Genomic DNA, 16,639 nt, shown 5'->3' with positions numbered 1-16,639 from the left:
AAATATTGGAAGAAAGGTAGTCGGAGAGGCCGCCTTTAGCGGGAATCCGATAGAGAGGTTCGTAGTTAACCCAGTACGGGTCAAAGCGTACAAAGCTAATTCTAGATGCAATATTTGCGTACAGAATTAGTAACTATAGAGATAGTAAATTAGTGATTATGGATTTAGAAGCTTTGTTGTTAGGCATCGAGCCAGTGGCGGCGCTGGGCGTTGGGGCGGCAGCCCTGGCTCTCGCCCCTCTCATTGGTGCTTTGGGTAATCCAGAGGTAGGAAAGTCTCTAGCAGACTCCGGCCGCGACCTCACCAAAAGTGGCATTAAATGGGGACTAGAAACGTTTGAGAAGGTGCAAGAAACTGTGGCTGAAGCCAGTGAGTCCTGGAATGATCTGGTAGCAGAAGCCGAGGCAGAAATTAGGACTGCCAAGAGTTCAGCCAAGCCCGAGGCACCCACAGAAGTGGAAATTGCCGAATAATGACCCAACCCGGTAGCTCCGGGGTAATCTCAGGAGGATAGAGGTAATGGCCAATCCAGATTCATCAGCCTCAGCAGGGGAACAAGTTACTCAAAATCCCGCCGATTTCCTAGCAGCTGCTGGCGAAGTGGCGAACCAGATAGCGAAGGCGGCAAAAACCGCAGGCGAAGCAGCCGCCCAGCAATGGCAAGCAGCAAGCGACTCCGTTCTCGAAGCCGCTAACCCCCTCCTCAAAGTCACCCAAGATGCAGGCCAAGCTCTCCTGGAAACGGCTGGGTCGGCGGTCAAACCCTTGGCTGAACAAGCCAATCAAGTCGGGCAAACCGCCCTGCAAACGGCAACGGCAACCGCAGAGTCCGTCGTCTCAGCTACTGGGCAAATCGCTGGCCAGATCAGCCAAGCAGTGCATCCAGCGGCCGTGGGTGGTGCTTTTCTAGGGATGTCGGCGGGACAAGTGGCCGGTGGAATGATCGGCGGGGCGATCGGCTCGGCGCTTGGACCGGGGGGGGCGGTTTTGGGCGCTCAAGTGGGCGCTTTTGCTGGCAGCACCACCGGAGCAAAGTTAGGCTATGATGTCACCCACGAAATTTTCCGCCCCGAGCCGGACAAGGCTCAGGCGGGAGCAAATCCGATCGAGATCGCAGAACACCTCAGCAAGAAAAGCGGCGAGAAGCTCGGTGAAACCCTGGGGACTGCGGGGGGCGCAATTCTGGGTACGGTAATCGCTGGGCCTGCGGGCGGCATGGTAGGCGCTCTGGCTGGAGGGGTTTTGGGGGGACAGTTAGGAGAAGATACGGCAGTTGCCTTAAATCAACAAGTCGAGCAGCAAGGAAAGCCGTCTCAGGAAGCCTCGCCCGAACAGACAGACGTGAAAGATTGGACGATCAAGACAGGGAGTAGTTTTGTCGGGGAAACAGGAAGTGCTTTGGTCGGAGGGGCGATCGGCAAATTAGTCGCCGGTGCAGCGGGGGCAGAGATCGGTCGGAGCTTAGGAGCGCTCGCAACGCGCTCGCAACGCGAGACCGCTGGCAAGAAAATCGACTGGACATCTCAGCCTCAACCGAGTTCGCCTCCTCAACTACCCCAAGACGCTCAAGAGGAACTCCCCCATGTCAGCTAAAAACAAATTTTTGCTCTTGCTCCTGATCTTCGTACCGATCGCTCTTGCTGCTGAGTGGCTGAAGTTATTCTTAATCTTCGGGTGTGATAGTCGTGATATTTTTTCTCCAAAGTTTTGAAACTGCGCGGCAGAATTTGAATAGCATTATTCATGACTCGATCAATTTTAATCTCCGAGCGATATTTGCGAAAAGAAGCCGGTAAATTCCTTAACTGTTCCTGCACTTCTGCTATCACTAATTTCTCAACAAAATTGAGAGAAGGTTGGTTCATGAAGCAATTTTTGGTTCTTCGTTACTTGGTATGGTTCGATAGGGGGTCATAAATCGACTAAATCCTTATCTGGTAAGAGACTTAATTGATTAGTTCGCTCTAGATCAAAAATAATTGACAAAAATCGCTAAATGCCTTTCTATATAAGGTTTCTATCCCTTATAACCCCCGTCCATTGCATAACAATTACCGAAGAGCCCAATTTTTTAGCGATCAAAAACTGATTCTATGTTAATACCGATCAATCAAGAATAGAGTGATATTCTCCCGTCGCAATGGTGATTTAACTCACCGTTTTATCCATGCTGATGGCCAAATACCGCCAATTTCGAGACCAGCTAGACCACTAGAAGCATTTATAATGGTTTTACCACGACTATCAGCCAATTTTATCGACAATTTACCTTTGAGGGTATCTTGACAAGCAAAACAGAGACCTTTTTCTGTGGGTACACGCACGCGATCGGGAGGATGATCACTGATCCCGATTAAGACAATGGTATAATCCTCGTTGGTTGCCCTCATTTCCCAGTATCCCCAGGGTTGCACTGTCCAAGTTAGTTGAGAATTCCAGATATCAAACTTATAAAAGCGATTTTGGCAGTGAATACCGATAATTCCCACCGATTCCGTCCAGTGGAGAACTTTCCGGGTAGAACCCACTGCGGTTAAGGTTAAATCGGGATTTTCAGGGAAAGCATTACAATTAATCCAAAACCACTTTTCGGGGAAAGAATAACCCCAATTTTTCTCGCTATAAAAAGGTACATTCTCAAATTGGTAATTTTTTCCCCGATAGGTAATCATTCCTGTTGCTAAACCATGAGCAGTTAAAATCTGCCAACCTGGGTCAAAAATCGGTAAATAAGATAATATTCCTGCTGTTGCTTGGGGTAAACGCTTGTTATCTCCCCAAGTGTACCTAGTTTCAACGCAATAATCCCATTGACAGATTTCTCCAGTGACAGGATCATAAATTCGTCCTTGCTGCTGGTGTGCCGTTGCTTGATAACCTTCTCGAACAGACTCAAAAAAAGCCGACGGGGAAAGCAGACGGGGACGGATTTTTAAGTTAGTTTTTCCCCAATGGATAATGGCTAATTCCTGACGACTTGCCCAAAATTTATCCGTATCGGGAAAAGTGCGACAAAGATAATTAGATTCTATGGCTAAAATTTGCACTGATCCGCCGCTATTGACTTGACCGCCCCTTGGGTCTTGAATAGAATACATAAAGGCGAATCCGTCGGCTAATTGCGGAATCATGACTCGGAAGTACCAACCTTCAAAGAATCGGGGAGTGATACCATCCCAATGGTAGCCAGAATGAGGGGGTTGTGAAGACATCTATGGGTTTATCTTTAGGTATTGATTTTGGCACATCGGGAGCGCGAGCGATTGCTATTGATTCTAGCAAAAATATCGTCGCTGAGGTTCATTATCCTTTCACCGATGCCAATTTTCAGGATTGGCAAAAGGCCCTATTTTATTTATTGGATAATCTAGGGGATTCGGTGCGTTCAGAACTTAAATCGATCGCGATTAATGGTACTTCCTCGACGGTGTTATTATGTGATAATTGGGGTAATCCTCTTTCTGAGGCAATATTATACAATGACGGGCGAGGAATTGCCTTTTTAGAAGCAATTAAAGCTATAGCACCCCCTCACCATCCCGTGATTAGTGCTACCTCCAGTTTAGCTAAATTACTTTGGTGGAGTGAACAAGAAATTTTTTCGCAAGCGCGTTATTTTCTCTCGCAAGCGGATTGGTTAGCATTTCTCCTGCACGGTAAACTGGGAATTAGTGATTATCACAATGCCTTAAAGTTAGGTTATGATCTTGAAAATCTCTGTTATCCCGATTGGTTAGAGAATTTACCGATGTTTAATTTATTACCGCAAATTTTTGCCCCGGGTACAGCGATCGATACTATTAAACCGGATTTAGTGACTCGTTTTGCTATCCCGAAAGATTGTTTAATTTATACGGGAACCACCGACAGCATAGCGGCATTTTTAGCCAGTGGTGCTAATTCTTTAGGGGATGCAGTGACATCTTTAGGTTCAACTTTAGTCTTAAAATTATTAAGTAGCCAGAAAGTTGATGATAGTAACTATGGCATCTATAGTCATCGTTTAGGAAATTTGTGGTTAACTGGTGGGGCATCCAATACGGGAGGAGCAGTGTTAAAGAAGTTTTTTTCTGATCAAGAATTGAGAAATTATAGTTTAGCAATAGATGGACAAAAAGAAAGTAATTTAGATTATTATCCTCTACTAAAAGCGGGCGAGCGCTTTCCCATTAATGATCCTTTTTTACCCGCAAAACTGACTCCTCGCCCCGATAATCCTCGAGAATTTTTGCATGGTTTACTAGAAAGTATTGCCCGCATTGAAGCTTTAGGTTATCAGCGTTTACAGGAATTGGGAGCCAATAAATTAGAGCGAGTTTATAGTGCCGGTGGTGGGGCAAAAAATTCGACTTGGAGAATAATTCGTCAGCGTCATTTAGGGGTTCCTGTGCTTTTATCTAAACAGGAGCAAGCGGCCTATGGTACTGCCCTATTAGCACAGCAATCGGTTACGCTATTGAAATAGTCTCATAAGTAGGGCTTGCTGAAAAAGTTTGTTGGTGGGGTTAGGAGTCGGTCGTCAGGAGTCAGTATTCAGGAGATAGGGTGATAGGGTTTTGGAGCGATAGGGTGATGAGACAGCTTCCCCATTTCCCCATTTCCCCACTTCCCCACTTCCCCACACCCCACACCCTACACCCTACACCCTTCGTTAATTAACCGTAATAGGGTGGCTCATTACCCGGTTTCCATTTGATATTACAGCCTAAACTGGGTTTTTGGTCCGTCGGCGCCGGTTGACCGGCTAAAACCTTGTCAATAGCGGTGCGGAGATCTTTGCCTGTCACCGGTATTCCATTACTAGGACGACTATCATCCAATTGACCGCGATAGACTAGAATCCGCTGACTATCAAAGAGGAAAAAATCGGGAGTACAGGCTGCCGTGTAAGCTTTCGCCACTTCTTGGCTTTCGTCATAGCATAAATTGAATTTAAAGTCAAGGGTTATCGCCATTTTTTTCAAATTTTCGGGCGAATCATCGGGATATTTCTCCACGTCATTAGAACTAATTGCGAGGATGCCCAGATTGGTGTTAGCATAATCGCGACCTAGACGGGTAAGTTCTTCTTGAATGTGTTTAACAAAGGGACAATGTTCACAGAGGAAGATGACTAACAGAGCGGTTTTAGCCGCAAAGCTGTCCAGAGAGATAGTTTCACCCGAAACCACATCGGGTAAGGCAAAACTGGGGGCTTTTGTCCCCAGATCTAACATTGTGGACTCGGTGCGTGCCATAAAGTTTATACTCTTTTCTATAGGGAGGACTGAGATTTTTATAGCATTTCATGCTTCATCGCGCAAATTTAATCCTTAGACACCATCAGTAAACAGTAAACAGTAAACAGTAAACAGTAATCAGTGAACTGATAAGCCATTGACCTATCTAAATTACTGGTTAGAGCTGCAGTAGTCATAGTTCGCAGTGTCCGCTAATTGTGGAATAAAACTACTACAGAAATTCGCCTCTTCATCAGTAGTTTAGCAGCAGATGCCCAAAAACACGCCGAGGTGATTCGCAGACATTGGAGTATTGAAAATAGTCTCCATTGGGTACTCGATATTACATTTAATGAAGATGCCAGTGGGATTCGTCTGGGGTATGGAGCGGAAAACCTAGATCTGTTGCGCCGTTTAAGTCATTAGTAGATTCAATGAGTATATCCATTTATCGAACTCTTGAGTCGAAATGACTGAGTTGCTTTCAATTTACACACATTACAGAAAATCAGAAATTAACCTTCCATACATTGTATCCAGTTCATAACATTCTGGAAAACTTACTGGTAAACTGGCAAACGGCAAACGGCAAACGGCAAACTGGCAAATGGCAAACTTACTGGAAAAATAAAATTATGGGAACTTTGCAAGCAAAAAACCACATCCTCAAACCTGTATTCATCATCATATCGGGATTAGCGATTACTCAAACTATTGGCTGTACAACTTTCAATAGCTATCATCAGAAAAATCAAGTAAACGCCCAAACACCTGCAAAACCAGCACCCCAAGAAATTGTACAAACTGGAGAAGTGCGCCCTTTACCTGGTAGTTTAGATAAAATACCTGTTTTTAATAGCAACAGTCCAGAGTGGATCAAAAATGAAGGTATTCTACTTTCTACTTTTACACCTAATAACAAAAAAGTTCCAGCCGCACATTTAAACTTTCCCATTCAAGGCAGATTTGATTTATTTGCTCATCATTATACCCACAATCCCAAGGATTTACAAACCTTATATATAGGAGTAATTTTACATAATCCCAGTAAAAAACCTATCACTATTAACATTTTACAAGGTGCGAGTTATTTAATGACAGAAGCACCGTTTGTCACCTTGCAACCCTACATAGAAAATAACGATGGTAAAGCATTTTCTGAACCAGGTGCAAGAGCAGTAGCGGATGTTTTGCGGGGAGTACGTCAAAAAGAATTTCCAGCAAGAATAGTCATTGCTGCTGGGGGAAGTCAAATGTTATTAAACCATCCTATCCCAGTCAGAAATTTAGAAAAACCTGTCAATGGGAGATCCAGTTTTTTCCGATTAAATAGCAGTGGTAAAATTTATGCAGCGAGTTTAGCCATGTTTGCGAAAAAAAATGCTGATGGTAGCGAGCGCGCACCCCCATTAAAAGAATGGCAAGACTTATTAAATAACGGTAACTTTGCAGGACCAAGAGATAAAACCCCCACACCCCCAGATGCAAAAGGAGGTCAATTAATTTACAGCAGAGTCGCAGGTATATCCGAAGGTGCAACATGGAAAGCAAACCTCACAGACAACACCAAAACCCAAACCCTGACTATTCCCGAACCAGGTAAAATTATTTCTTATCCCATAGCCAACTTACGGGGTGGAAGGTTAGGAACAGAACAAAGCCAAACCGCAAAAATGCTAGTGCGGTATCCTGATACTGCTTACGAAGCACATGGTAACTATGGGGTAGAATATCAACTCAACATACCTTTAACTAATAACACTAATAAAAATCAGACAGTTAGCATCACTTTAGAAACTCCATTAAAAGAAGATAGACTATCTGAAAAAGGAATTAAATTTAGAAAACCATCATTAGACTTTCCCTTTTTCCGTGGTACAGTGCGTTTAAAATATAGCGATGATCAAGGTAAACAACAAACCCGTTATGTACATTTATGGCATAGAACAGGGCAGGTTTTAGATCCTTTATTAAAACTAGATTTAAAACCAGGAACTCAACTAAAAGTACAATTAGATGTTATTTATCCACCTGATTCTACACCGCCGCAGGTGGTTACAATTAAGACTTTGGAAAATTAAAATAAATTGCAACAGACAAAAATCACTGACTGCCTTGTCTGTTACGGCGAACTGACAGGGGTTAATCTGAGAGGAAGCAAAAAAAAGGGCGTTGCTGAATCAAGGTATGAATGACAATCTTGCACCCATCCAAAAGTTAGTTTGGGTCTAGGTTTTAAAAATCCCACAAAAGAAGATTCATATCTCAAATCAGCAACGCGGGTTGAATGGTACTCAACCCCTCTTTCTTTCCCTCCCCGTTTATCTTGACTCTAATCTCGGAATTTAGCAACAGTTTTCTTGCCTTAAATCCCGGAATTAACCTACTGAAACTGATCTGCCCAATTTTCGATCACACGCTGACTTTCGCGAGCAATAACTAAAGCATTATCGGGGACATTTTTAGTGATAGTTGAACCGGCAGCCACGGTGACATTTTTTCCTAATTTTAAAGGAGCCACTAAAACACTATTTGCCCCAGTTTTTGTGCCACTGCCGATCATAGTTTGATGTTTTTTCACGCCATCGTAATTAGCAGTAATTGTTCCCGCGCCAACGTTAACTTTTTCCCCTAAAGTGGCATCTCCCAGATAGGATAAATGGGCAATATTGGTTTTATTGCCGATGCTACTTTTTTTAATTTCAACAAAATTACCGACTCGACAATTAGCCCCAATTTTCGCTTCTCCGCGCAAATGAGCGTAGGGACCGATGCGACAACCAGAATCCACCTGACTATCAGAAATCACCGAAAATAAGACGGTTACATCGCTGCCTATCCGACTATTTTCGATTAAACTCCCAGGACCTATACGACAACCAGAAGCGATTATCGTCTCACCGCGCAGATGGGTTTGGGGTTCGATAATCACATCGGCACTGAGGGTGACAGTATCCTCAATGGTGACACTATCGGGGTCAATTATGGTGACTCCAGCGGCCATCCAATCATCTTTGACTCTAGTTTGCAGGATATCATAGGCGGCGGCCAATTGTTTGCGATCGTTAATGCCGGTAATTTCTAAAAAGTCCTCCACATCCACGGCCATGACGGGATCGAGAAAATTGACCACATCCGTGAGGTAATATTCACCTTGATCGTTATTGGGGGTTAAATTAGGCAGTATAGCCGCTAATTTTGACCAATTAAAGCAGTATATACCTCCATTAATCCGGTGGTTTTGTCGTTGGGCATCGGTACAGTCTCTTTCTTCCACAATCTGCTTAACGAGATTATTGCCATCACAAAAAACTCGACCGTAACCTTTCGGGTTTGGGAGGTTAGCAGTTAAGAGGGTGGCAGCGTTACCATGGTCTTGATGAATCTGGAGAAGATTTTGCAAGGTTTCGGGACGCAACAGGGGAACATCGCCATTTAAGACCAACAAATCCCCCTGAAAGTCCTCTAAATGGGGGATTAACTGCTGAATAGCATGGCCAGTGCCTAACTGTTCCTTTTGTTCAACAAATTCGATATCATCGAGATGCTGTAGAGTATTTCGCACCTGTTGCCCTTGATAACCGATAATCACCAGTTTTCGCTGGGGATGTAAGGATTCGCTGACATTAAGCACCCGTTCCACTAGCGAGCGACTGCCGAGGGGATGTAAAACTTTCGGAAGGCTGGACTTCATTCGGGTTCCCTTACCCGCTGCTAAAATTGCTACCGCTACCATGGTCATGCTTGCCAATATCGTTCGCGACTGAGTATATCGCACTCCGATCCCCTTGGTTGCAAGAATTTTTTCCCTCTTTCATCCTGTGCCAGTTGAGAAACTACCATAAAAAGGTTTTCTTTAAGACATTGTTAAGGTAGTATATACAAATTGAAACAATTAAACATAATCAGCACTCTATAGATACCGCTATGACAACTGTACTAACTAAGGAATCCTCCGCCATGAAACAGATTCGCACCACCTACCAAGCTGACCAACAGGTGAAATACCTGCATCTAGAAGCGGAAATCGAGGTACTGCTGCAACAACTGCAAAACCTCAAGCGCAAAAACCAAGAGAATCAACACCTAAATTAAAGAAAATTTCCCTAAGAATTCTCAAATCCCACCCTCTGATCGGCGAGAAGGTGGGAAAATGTTTTTTGAGAATTCCAGATAGGTGTAGATTAATGATCAATTTTACCTTACAGCAAGCCTTCGCCCGTCGTCATGCCCTGAAAGTGATTAGTGGGTTAAATAATTTCGATCGCTCGCAGGTTCTCTCAGTAGTTAAAGCCGCTACAGCCGGAGGAGCAACTTTTGTCGATATTGCCGCTAATGCTGACCTAATTCGGACGGTAAAAGCCTTGACAAATTTACCCGTGTGTGTATCGGCCGTCGAGCCAGAATTGTTGGTGATGGCAGTGGACGCGGGAGCCGATTTAATTGAGATCGGTAATTTCGATAGTTTTTATGCCCAAGGACGCATTTTTGAGGCGGCGGAAGTTTTAGCCCTAACCCGTCAAACTCGCGACTTACTGCCCGAAATTACCCTGTCTGTGACAGTTCCCCATCTGCTGCCCCTCGATGAACAGGTGAGACTAGCGGAAGCTTTAGTTAGTCAGGGTGCTGACATTATTCAAACCGAAGGCGGCACTAGCAGTCAACCCCGTCACGCCGGTATTTTGGGACTGATTGAAAAAGCTACCCCGACTTTAGCGGCAGCCCACGCTATTTCCCATGCAGTTAAGGTTCCCGTCCTCTGCGCTTCCGGTTTATCCATTGTCACCGCTCCTATGGCGATCGCTGCTGGAGCGGCCGGTATCGGTGTTGGTTCGGCGATCAATCAATTGGATAATGAAGTGGCCATGGTGGCAGCCGTGCGCGGTTTAGTCGAATCTCTGCAAGCACAACCGGTCCATATTGGCAACTAGAACAATTTTTGTCTAGATACGACGGAGAAGGGGCTGTTTTCCCTTCTCTTTTTCCCTTTGTAATCAGTTATCAGTATTCGGGAGTCAGGAGTCAGTATTCGGGAGTCAGGAGTCAGGAGTCAGTATTCGGGAGTCAGGAGTCAGTATTCGGGAGTCAGGAGTCAGGAGATTATTTTATTTATTCTCCCCACTTCCCCACACCCCACACCCCACACCCCACACCCCACACCCCACTTCCCCACTTCCCCACACCCCACACCCCATACCCCACTTCCCCACACCCCATACCCCACTTCCCCACTTCCCCACACCCCATACCCCATCAACTGTGGTAAAATGCCCTATGGCTCAAAACATTAGAGATAGAAGCACTCCACCATGATTCGAGATATCTTCATGCCCGCGCTCAGTTCCACCATGACCGAAGGAAAAATAGTTTCTTGGGTGAAGTCCCCCGGGGAAAAAGTCAGCAAAGGGGAAACGGTGTTAGTGGTCGAATCCGACAAAGCCGACATGGACGTGGAATCGTTTTATGATGGCTATCTCGCTGTAATTTTAGTCGAAGCCGGCCAGGAAGCACCCGTGGGGGAAGCGATCGCCTATATCGCCGAAACTGAAGCGGAAATTGAACTGGCCAAAGCTCAGGGAAAAACCGCCACAGCTGCCCCTAGCAAGCCCGTAGAGACCCCAGAAATCGCTCCGCCTCCCGTTTCGATACCCGTCGCCGCCGTTAAAGATAATGGCCGTTTAGTCGCCTCTCCCAGGGCCAAAAAACTGGCTAAAGAATTAAAGGTGGATCTGAAAACCCTAGTGGGTAGCGGTCCCCACGGACGAATTACCGCCGAAGACGTAGAAAAAGCGACAGGAAAAGTCAGCACCGCCCCCGCTCCCGTCATTACTCCCCCACAACCCGTCAGCGTGCCTGTGGCGGCTCCTAAAGCCCCGATTCCGGCCAGCGCCCCGGTCGGTCGGACTGTTCCCCTCACCACTCTGCAAAAAGCCGTTGCCCAGAATATGTCGGTTAGCCTACAGGTTCCCACCTTCCAAGTGGGCTACACTATCACCACTGACCCACTGGATCAACTCTATCAACAGCTAAAATCCAAGGGTGTCACCATGACGGCCCTGTTAGCAAAAGCAGTAGCCAACACCCTCGCTAAACATCCTATAGTTAATGCCAGCTATAGCGACGCAGGAATCCAATACCACGGGGCGATTAACGTGTCCGTAGCCGTAGCTATGCCTGGTGGTGGCTTAATTACGCCGGTTTTGCGCTCTGCTGACCAGATGGATATCTATTCCCTCTCCCGCAGTTGGAAAGATTTAGTCGATCGCGCCCGCAGCAAACAACTGCAACCGGAAGAATATAATAGCGGTACTTTTACCATTTCTAATCTGGGAATGTTCGGAGTCGATCGCTTTACCGCTATCTTACCCCCCAACCAAGGTGCGATCCTAGCCGTGGGTGCTTCCCGTCCCCAAATCGTCGTCAATAAAGATGGTTTATTCGGAGTGCAAAAACAGATGACGGTTAATCTCACCAGTGACCACCGAGTCATCTACGGGGCCGATGCAGCCTCCTTCCTGCAAGACTTAGCTAAACTGATCGAAACTGAGGTGCAGTCCTTAACTATGTAATCAGAATCTAGACAGCAGGAGCCAAGGGAGTTTCTCTCTAGCTCCTGCTTTGTTGTTACTAAAAAAATGTAAAGAATTAGCTAAAATGGGTTTAACCTTATCTATCACCCGAAACTATCGCCCAAACAAGGCCAAAAAAAGTGTTAATCTCAGGGAACTTTAAGATCTAAGCCAATATCGGTAAATTAACCCTCGATCTCGCCCTATATATTAAGCCTACAATAACTCGTATTCCCACGACCTAACGCCTACCCATAGGAAAAAATGATCACAGAGAATAGTCGCTTACGTTCAGAATTTTTAAATACACAGGTTATCACTCGCAATACAGGCAAAAAACTCGGCGTTGTTAAAGATATCCTTGTAGATATCGATCAACGAGAAGTGGTTGCCCTGGGACTCCGCGATAATATCCTCTCCTTGTCGGGAATGCCTCAATATATGTATTTATCGAGCATCAGTCAGACAGGAGACGTGGTTCTCGTTGAAGATGATAACGTCTTGGAATCCGTCGATATCGATGCTTATACTCCCTTAATCGGTAGTGAAGTGATCACGGAAACCGGCGAACCTTTAGGCAAAGTCCGCGATTATCAATTTGATCCCCTTAGTGGTCAATTACATTCCATTGTCATCGCTTCCCTGGGATTGCCTCTTATCCCCGAACAATTGATCAGTACCTACGAAATTGCCATTGAAGAAGTGGTTAGCAGCGGTCCGAATCGCTTAATTGTCTTTGAAGGGGCCGAAGAACGTCTCACGCAGGTTAGTGTGGGGGTTTTGGAACGTTTGGGTATTGGTCGTCCCCCCTGGGAAAGAGAAGAGGAAGAAGCTTATTATACTCCCGCTGCTCGTCCGGAAAATCAGTTAGGTACGGGCATTCCCCTCCGCACTCCCGTTGAGGCCGCTAAACCCGTTGAAGAACGCTGGAGTGAGGATGAATGGGAAAAAGAACCCCTGCGCGCCACTCCCCCACCGCAAAAACGGGCCGAAGCTCGTTATTATGAGGAAGAATACGAGGAAGAAGAAGATAACTGGGGAGAAGCGCGCTCAGAACGCACAGAAAGCTTTTCTCGTCCTCAGTACGACGATTACGAGGATAAGGCCGAGGATGATATGTGGGATGATGACGTGGAACCAGATTACAATCCCCCCCGCATCAATATCACCGAGAAGAAAAAGGAAAGAATCCCCGAATACGAAGACGGTTAATCTTTGACAGTCCCCCTATCCATTAGTTACATCTTTCTTAACATAAAATTTGACAAAAAAAGAAAAGTGTGCTATGTGGCTCAAGGGGGTTCTCTGGGGGGACTAAATACTTTTGGTATTTGGTATCACGTCGAGTGCAGTGATTTGTCAGACTCTACAGATTTTCAATGAACTCTTCAACTGTGACTTGGGCTTGTTTCAGAATTCCACTTAATGTACCAACCTTCAATTCCTGATGTAAAGGGACAACACAACCAATTTTGCCATCTTCGGTTTCTTTCTTCATCACAACATGGCTACCTGTTTGACGAACTTGCTCGAAGCCTAAGCGTTCAAGAGATCTAACTGCCTCCCGACTAGAGATTCGTGGCAGCTTAGGCATAACTAACCTCAATACTGGTCACAAATCTAGGGGATGTTTCTGGTAAGGTAAATTCCTCTAGGTAAAGCCGTGTGGCTTCTTTCAATCCAGCAATCGCCTGCTCAATTGTTTCTCCTTGATCTACTGTGCCAACTTCTGGACATTCAGCAATGTACATATTATCTTCTTTGTACAAAATAACAGTAAAGATGCGATTTTTCATGGTGTTTTATCATCTCCGGCTTACTCTGAAAATCATAACATAACTGTTTCCTAATCGTTTGGTTAGAAAATAGTTAGGTTTCCTGATCATTGACCCAACTCACGCTTTTTGAAAAACTCTATAAGATATTAAGTTATTAGTACTTAATCTAATATTGTCCCACCTTCCTAGAATTGAGTGAGAAGATTGTGCAAAAACAGGCGTAGAGTTGATTAATCATTGAAATAAATTTGCCCCAATCAAACCGACTCGATGAACTGCTCGATGTCCGATTCTTACGAACCAAATTTGAGCATCGGTCAATCGGGCTAAAAGTTGATCGGAAGCTGTGAGGCTGTCTTTTGCTACTTCAAAAGCCCCTGTTTCAATATCTATGGCTACAATCTTCCCATGATTGCCTTCCTCGACTTGGGGGCGCACCTGAGATTGATAAATCTCTTTACCACGTCGGGCGAATTCTTCTTTGCTGTAGCGGAGTTGATTAACTGTCATTGTCCTGACCCCGTTGCAACTTTTGCCCCTCTATTTTAACCTAAACATTGGCAATCTTCGCTAACATTTCTCAACTGGGACCACAAAGGCTGCATCGCACTTAGACTCACAGTTTCAATCAATGTGCATGGTGCGTTCCCCAAAATCGATCGCTGAAGCGGTAGAAGTTGTTTTAGGGAACGCACCCTACAAGATTGCGATCACTACACAATTTGATTGTTCATAGTATTTTGTAATAGTTGATGTGCGCTGTAAAATGGCTCTCCTTCCAAATTTAAGCATTCCAACTTTTTCATAAGTAAATTTTTCAGGTCCAAATTATTATGCTCGACAAGAACAGATCGTAAGTCATAACCATCCATCAAAATGATAGATTTGTCATTATTCTGCTTTAGTAAGGGGCATACATTTTTTGACCAACCATTGATCGATAAAAATAATCCCAATGTCTGTTTACCAGAGCGGCTGATTTTGCCAGAAAGGCTATCAAGTTGCCGTATATCCGTTAAGTTTTGAGTCCATTTACATTCAACTAGATAGTACCAGCCTTCAAGCTTAAATGCGCCGTCTATTTGTTCTCCACCCTCATTTCTCCTAAAGCTTTTTTGAGTTGGAATCTCATAAAGAGAAAAAATACGTTTTAGCAAGTCTTCAAGTGAAAATCCTCGCTGTTTCTTATCTTCCGAATTTATTAACTTTGTAAAGTTATCAAATTCCAGCAGAAGACTGGATCGAAGTGAAGAAAATTCCTCCTTCCTCTGAGAATCCTGATTACGATTCTTTGTATTACCTCCTTGCAATCTTTCTACAATTTTTTGACATTCGTTAAATAAATGTTCCTCCTCAGTGGTGATAGCTTTCCGAGTTATTGACTTTTTTGTTTTCCAGTATTCCAAAAGTGTTTCTATCAGTTTTCCTACTGTAGAATTAGATTCTTCTTTCCAAAAACCTCTTAATCGATTTGCTTTTGAGCCACTACTATAATTATATTTTTCATCATATATATCGATATTTAAATTTTCTAAGACGAATTCTTGGAAGGTTATGTTTGAAAAATCAAGCACATAACCATTGCCCATTTCGAGCAATTTCTCTAGTTTAATCTTTTCAATGCTTGTTAAATCTGACATCTCATATCTAGATTGAAAGTGAAAGGAAGGTAGGAAGGTGGAAGGTATGCCTAACTACACATTATAGGTCAACTTTCTGCATAACAATTTCCAGAGCAACGATATAGGTCAACTGGGAGCATCCCAATTTTGCCATAAGTATAAATGCTTAGAGACTAAAAACGTTAGCTAAGGCAAAATAAAGAGAAACAATTAAACGGTAGAATCATGAATACAGACCAAAAAGAACAACTAGATCAACATTTAAAAGCCATTGCTCAAATTCTAGTCGATAATACCCCAGAAGAACAACTACGTAGCTTTGAGGGCATTGAAACCGCCCTGCGAGACCATTGGCTGACTACATTGGGTCCTGCCATAGGCAATTTTTTTTTGAATCAGCAACAGGAACCCAAGCAGGGCGAACCAAAAGCGTAAGCAGTATCATAGGGAAAGTCAAGATAAGCGAGAAACAAGCCGATAAACTAGGATTAAGCAAGAATAATCGATTAAGTCCCATGCTGGAGAAATGTTGCTTAGGAGCAGTGGCTAAAGTCTCTTTTGAAGATGCGGAAAAAGATATCAAAATGGCGACAGGAATGGCAGTTTCAGGCAGTAGTCAACAGAGGCTTGTACAAAGATATAAATTTGAGGAAGCAGAAGCAAAGAGTCCGGTAGAAGCATTGAGTGTAGAGGTCGGAAAAGTCAGAATCAGAACGCCCAAAGGACAACCGAGTCAATGGAGAGATTACAAAGCAGTAAGTCTGCATGGTCAAGAATGTGCGGGATTTTTTCAGCAAAATGAAGAATTACTGGAATGGGTGAACCGTCAGCCCTTAACAGAGGTAGTCACCTGTTTAGGAGATGGTCATGATGGGGTGTGGAATCTGATGGAGAAAATCGGTGTTAAAAGGAGAGAAATATTGGATTGGTATCATTTAGTAGAGAATATGAATAAAATAGGCGGGTCAAACAAGCGTCTGAATAGAATCAAAGAGAATTTATGGAAAGGAGAGGTGAAAAGAGTTTTAGAGGAATTAGAGGGATGCAAAAAGAAACAGGCTATAAATTTCACCAAATATGTCGATAAACATCGAGAAAGAATACCCAATTACGAACTCTATCAATCACAAGGGATTTGCATCGGTTCTGGAAGTGTAGAGTCAAAGATTAAGCAAATAGGTGCAAGAATGAAAATTGTGGGAGCACAATGGAAAGCAGAGAATGTTCCTCAGTATTTGAAGCTACGTTGTGCTTATCTCAACGGCGATATTGCCTGAGTATTTTTACTCATTGCAAAACTGGGATGCTCCCTTCTTTCCTGGAGGCTAATCAAGAAGTCAAAACCACTCAACAGCGACGTTGGAATGGGCGATACTTTGAAATTTGGGACTATCGTTATCTCAATCAAGTCCCCCTGCGCGAACAACAACCCGCCTTACTGGTCAATTGGT

General features: G+C 44.2%; 18 protein-coding genes and 1 pseudogene. 11 read left to right on the top strand and 8 right to left on the bottom strand.

Features of this window, described 5'->3' with window-relative positions; translation table 11 throughout:
- The first annotated feature begins 158 nt into the window (after nt 1-158).
- Nucleotides 159-473, top strand: a complete 315-nt coding sequence (locus O9332_RS14070; RefSeq protein WP_002756751.1) for a DUF5132 domain-containing protein — start codon at nt 159-161, stop codon at nt 471-473.
- Nucleotides 474-519: 46 nt separating this feature from the next.
- On the top strand, nt 520-1,593 hold the full coding sequence (locus O9332_RS14065; RefSeq protein ID WP_002756749.1) for a hypothetical protein: 1,074 nt from the start codon (nt 520-522) through the stop codon (nt 1,591-1,593).
- On the opposite strand, the gene O9332_RS14060 is transcribed toward O9332_RS14065, so the two are convergent.
- Together O9332_RS14060 and O9332_RS14055 are read right to left on the bottom strand one after the other, a co-directional pair.
- Nucleotides 1,590-1,865 carry a hypothetical protein gene (locus O9332_RS14060; RefSeq protein ID WP_002756745.1) on the bottom strand — a complete coding sequence of 92 codons (276 nt, stop codon included), beginning with the start codon at nt 1,863-1,865 and terminating at the stop codon, nt 1,590-1,592. The genes O9332_RS14065 and O9332_RS14060 overlap by 4 nt on opposite strands.
- A gap of 288 nt (nt 1,866-2,153) precedes the next feature.
- A complete protein-coding gene (locus tag O9332_RS14055) occupies nt 2,154-3,212 on the bottom strand; it encodes a tocopherol cyclase family protein (protein ID WP_002756744.1) in 1,059 nt (352 codons plus the stop codon).
- A 2-nt stretch (nt 3,213-3,214) separates the two neighbouring features.
- Between O9332_RS14055 and O9332_RS14050 the strand changes: the two genes are divergently transcribed.
- A complete protein-coding gene (locus O9332_RS14050) occupies nt 3,215-4,465 on the top strand; it encodes an FGGY-family carbohydrate kinase (protein WP_002756740.1) in 1,251 nt (416 codons plus the stop codon).
- 190 nt (nt 4,466-4,655) lie between these two features.
- On the opposite strand, the gene O9332_RS14045 is transcribed toward O9332_RS14050, so the two are convergent.
- Nucleotides 4,656-5,237, bottom strand: a complete 582-nt coding sequence (locus tag O9332_RS14045) for a thioredoxin family protein (RefSeq protein WP_002756739.1) — start codon at nt 5,235-5,237, stop codon at nt 4,656-4,658.
- A 207-nt stretch (nt 5,238-5,444) separates the two neighbouring features.
- On the opposite strand from O9332_RS14045, the pseudogene O9332_RS14040 reads away from it, so the two are divergent.
- Nucleotides 5,445-5,642 (top strand): annotated as a pseudogene (locus O9332_RS14040) (ISAs1 family transposase); the annotation flags it as partial.
- 107 nt (nt 5,643-5,749) lie between these two features.
- Nucleotides 5,750-7,300 (top strand): DUF3370 domain-containing protein, encoded by a 1,551-nt coding sequence (locus O9332_RS14035; protein WP_288026071.1) that lies wholly within the window; start codon nt 5,750-5,752, stop codon nt 7,298-7,300.
- Nucleotides 7,301-7,602: 302 nt separating this feature from the next.
- Here the strand turns inward: O9332_RS14035 and glmU are convergent, their stop codons facing one another.
- Nucleotides 7,603-8,955: a bifunctional UDP-N-acetylglucosamine diphosphorylase/glucosamine-1-phosphate N-acetyltransferase GlmU gene (glmU, locus tag O9332_RS14030; RefSeq protein WP_041805027.1), complete on the bottom strand. Its 1,353-nt coding sequence runs from the start codon at nt 8,953-8,955 to the stop codon at nt 7,603-7,605.
- A 191-nt stretch (nt 8,956-9,146) separates the two neighbouring features.
- On the opposite strand from glmU, the gene O9332_RS14025 reads away from it, so the two are divergent.
- The 5 genes from O9332_RS14025 to O9332_RS14005 all read left to right on the top strand — a co-directional run bounded on the left by O9332_RS14025 (nt 9,147) and on the right by O9332_RS14005 (nt 13,000).
- Entirely contained in the window at nt 9,147-9,314 is a 168-nt protein-coding gene (locus tag O9332_RS14025) for a hypothetical protein (protein ID WP_002756735.1), read from the top strand.
- A 92-nt stretch (nt 9,315-9,406) separates the two neighbouring features.
- A complete protein-coding gene (locus tag O9332_RS14020) occupies nt 9,407-10,150 on the top strand; it encodes a DUF561 domain-containing protein (protein WP_288026069.1) in 744 nt (247 codons plus the stop codon).
- Between the two features lie 8 nt (nt 10,151-10,158).
- Nucleotides 10,159-10,485 (top strand): hypothetical protein, encoded by a 327-nt coding sequence (locus tag O9332_RS14015; protein WP_196219774.1) that lies wholly within the window; start codon nt 10,159-10,161, stop codon nt 10,483-10,485.
- A 43-nt stretch (nt 10,486-10,528) separates the two neighbouring features.
- Complete coding sequence (locus tag O9332_RS14010) at nt 10,529-11,788, top strand: dihydrolipoamide acetyltransferase family protein (RefSeq protein WP_012268139.1); 1,260 nt, start codon at nt 10,529-10,531, stop codon at nt 11,786-11,788.
- Between the two features lie 264 nt (nt 11,789-12,052).
- Entirely contained in the window at nt 12,053-13,000 is a 948-nt protein-coding gene (locus tag O9332_RS14005; RefSeq protein WP_287107799.1) for a PRC-barrel domain-containing protein, read from the top strand.
- A gap of 154 nt (nt 13,001-13,154) precedes the next feature.
- Here the strand turns inward: O9332_RS14005 and O9332_RS14000 are convergent, their stop codons facing one another.
- From O9332_RS14000 to O9332_RS13985, 4 genes are all read right to left on the bottom strand, one after another.
- Nucleotides 13,155-13,382 (bottom strand): type II toxin-antitoxin system HicA family toxin, encoded by a 228-nt coding sequence (locus tag O9332_RS14000; RefSeq protein WP_002794482.1) that lies wholly within the window; start codon nt 13,380-13,382, stop codon nt 13,155-13,157.
- Nucleotides 13,375-13,584, bottom strand: a complete 210-nt coding sequence (locus tag O9332_RS13995) for a type II toxin-antitoxin system HicB family antitoxin (protein ID WP_002734849.1) — start codon at nt 13,582-13,584, stop codon at nt 13,375-13,377. The genes O9332_RS14000 and O9332_RS13995 overlap by 8 nt, the downstream gene beginning before the upstream one ends.
- A gap of 216 nt (nt 13,585-13,800) precedes the next feature.
- A complete protein-coding gene (locus O9332_RS13990) occupies nt 13,801-14,076 on the bottom strand; it encodes a hypothetical protein (RefSeq protein ID WP_147072884.1) in 276 nt (91 codons plus the stop codon).
- 203 nt (nt 14,077-14,279) lie between these two features.
- Nucleotides 14,280-15,206: a restriction endonuclease gene (locus tag O9332_RS13985; RefSeq protein ID WP_002756726.1), complete on the bottom strand. Its 927-nt coding sequence runs from the start codon at nt 15,204-15,206 to the stop codon at nt 14,280-14,282.
- A 207-nt stretch (nt 15,207-15,413) separates the two neighbouring features.
- Here O9332_RS13985 and O9332_RS13980 point away from each other — a divergent pair.
- A protein-coding gene (locus O9332_RS13980; RefSeq protein ID WP_288026065.1) for an ISKra4-like element ISMae18 family transposase occupies nt 15,414-16,465 on the top strand; the annotation gives its coding sequence in 2 pieces (ribosomal slippage) (nt 15,414-15,570 and nt 15,570-16,465; 1,053 coding nt in all).
- Nucleotides 16,466-16,639 lie beyond the last annotated feature (174 nt).

Source organism: Microcystis sp. LE19-10.1B, assembly GCF_027530565.1.
Lineage (GTDB): Bacteria > Cyanobacteriota > Cyanobacteriia > Cyanobacteriales > Microcystaceae > Microcystis > Microcystis aeruginosa.
Note: the sequence above shows the minus strand (reverse complement) of the source record. Positions and strands in the feature narration are given on the sequence as shown.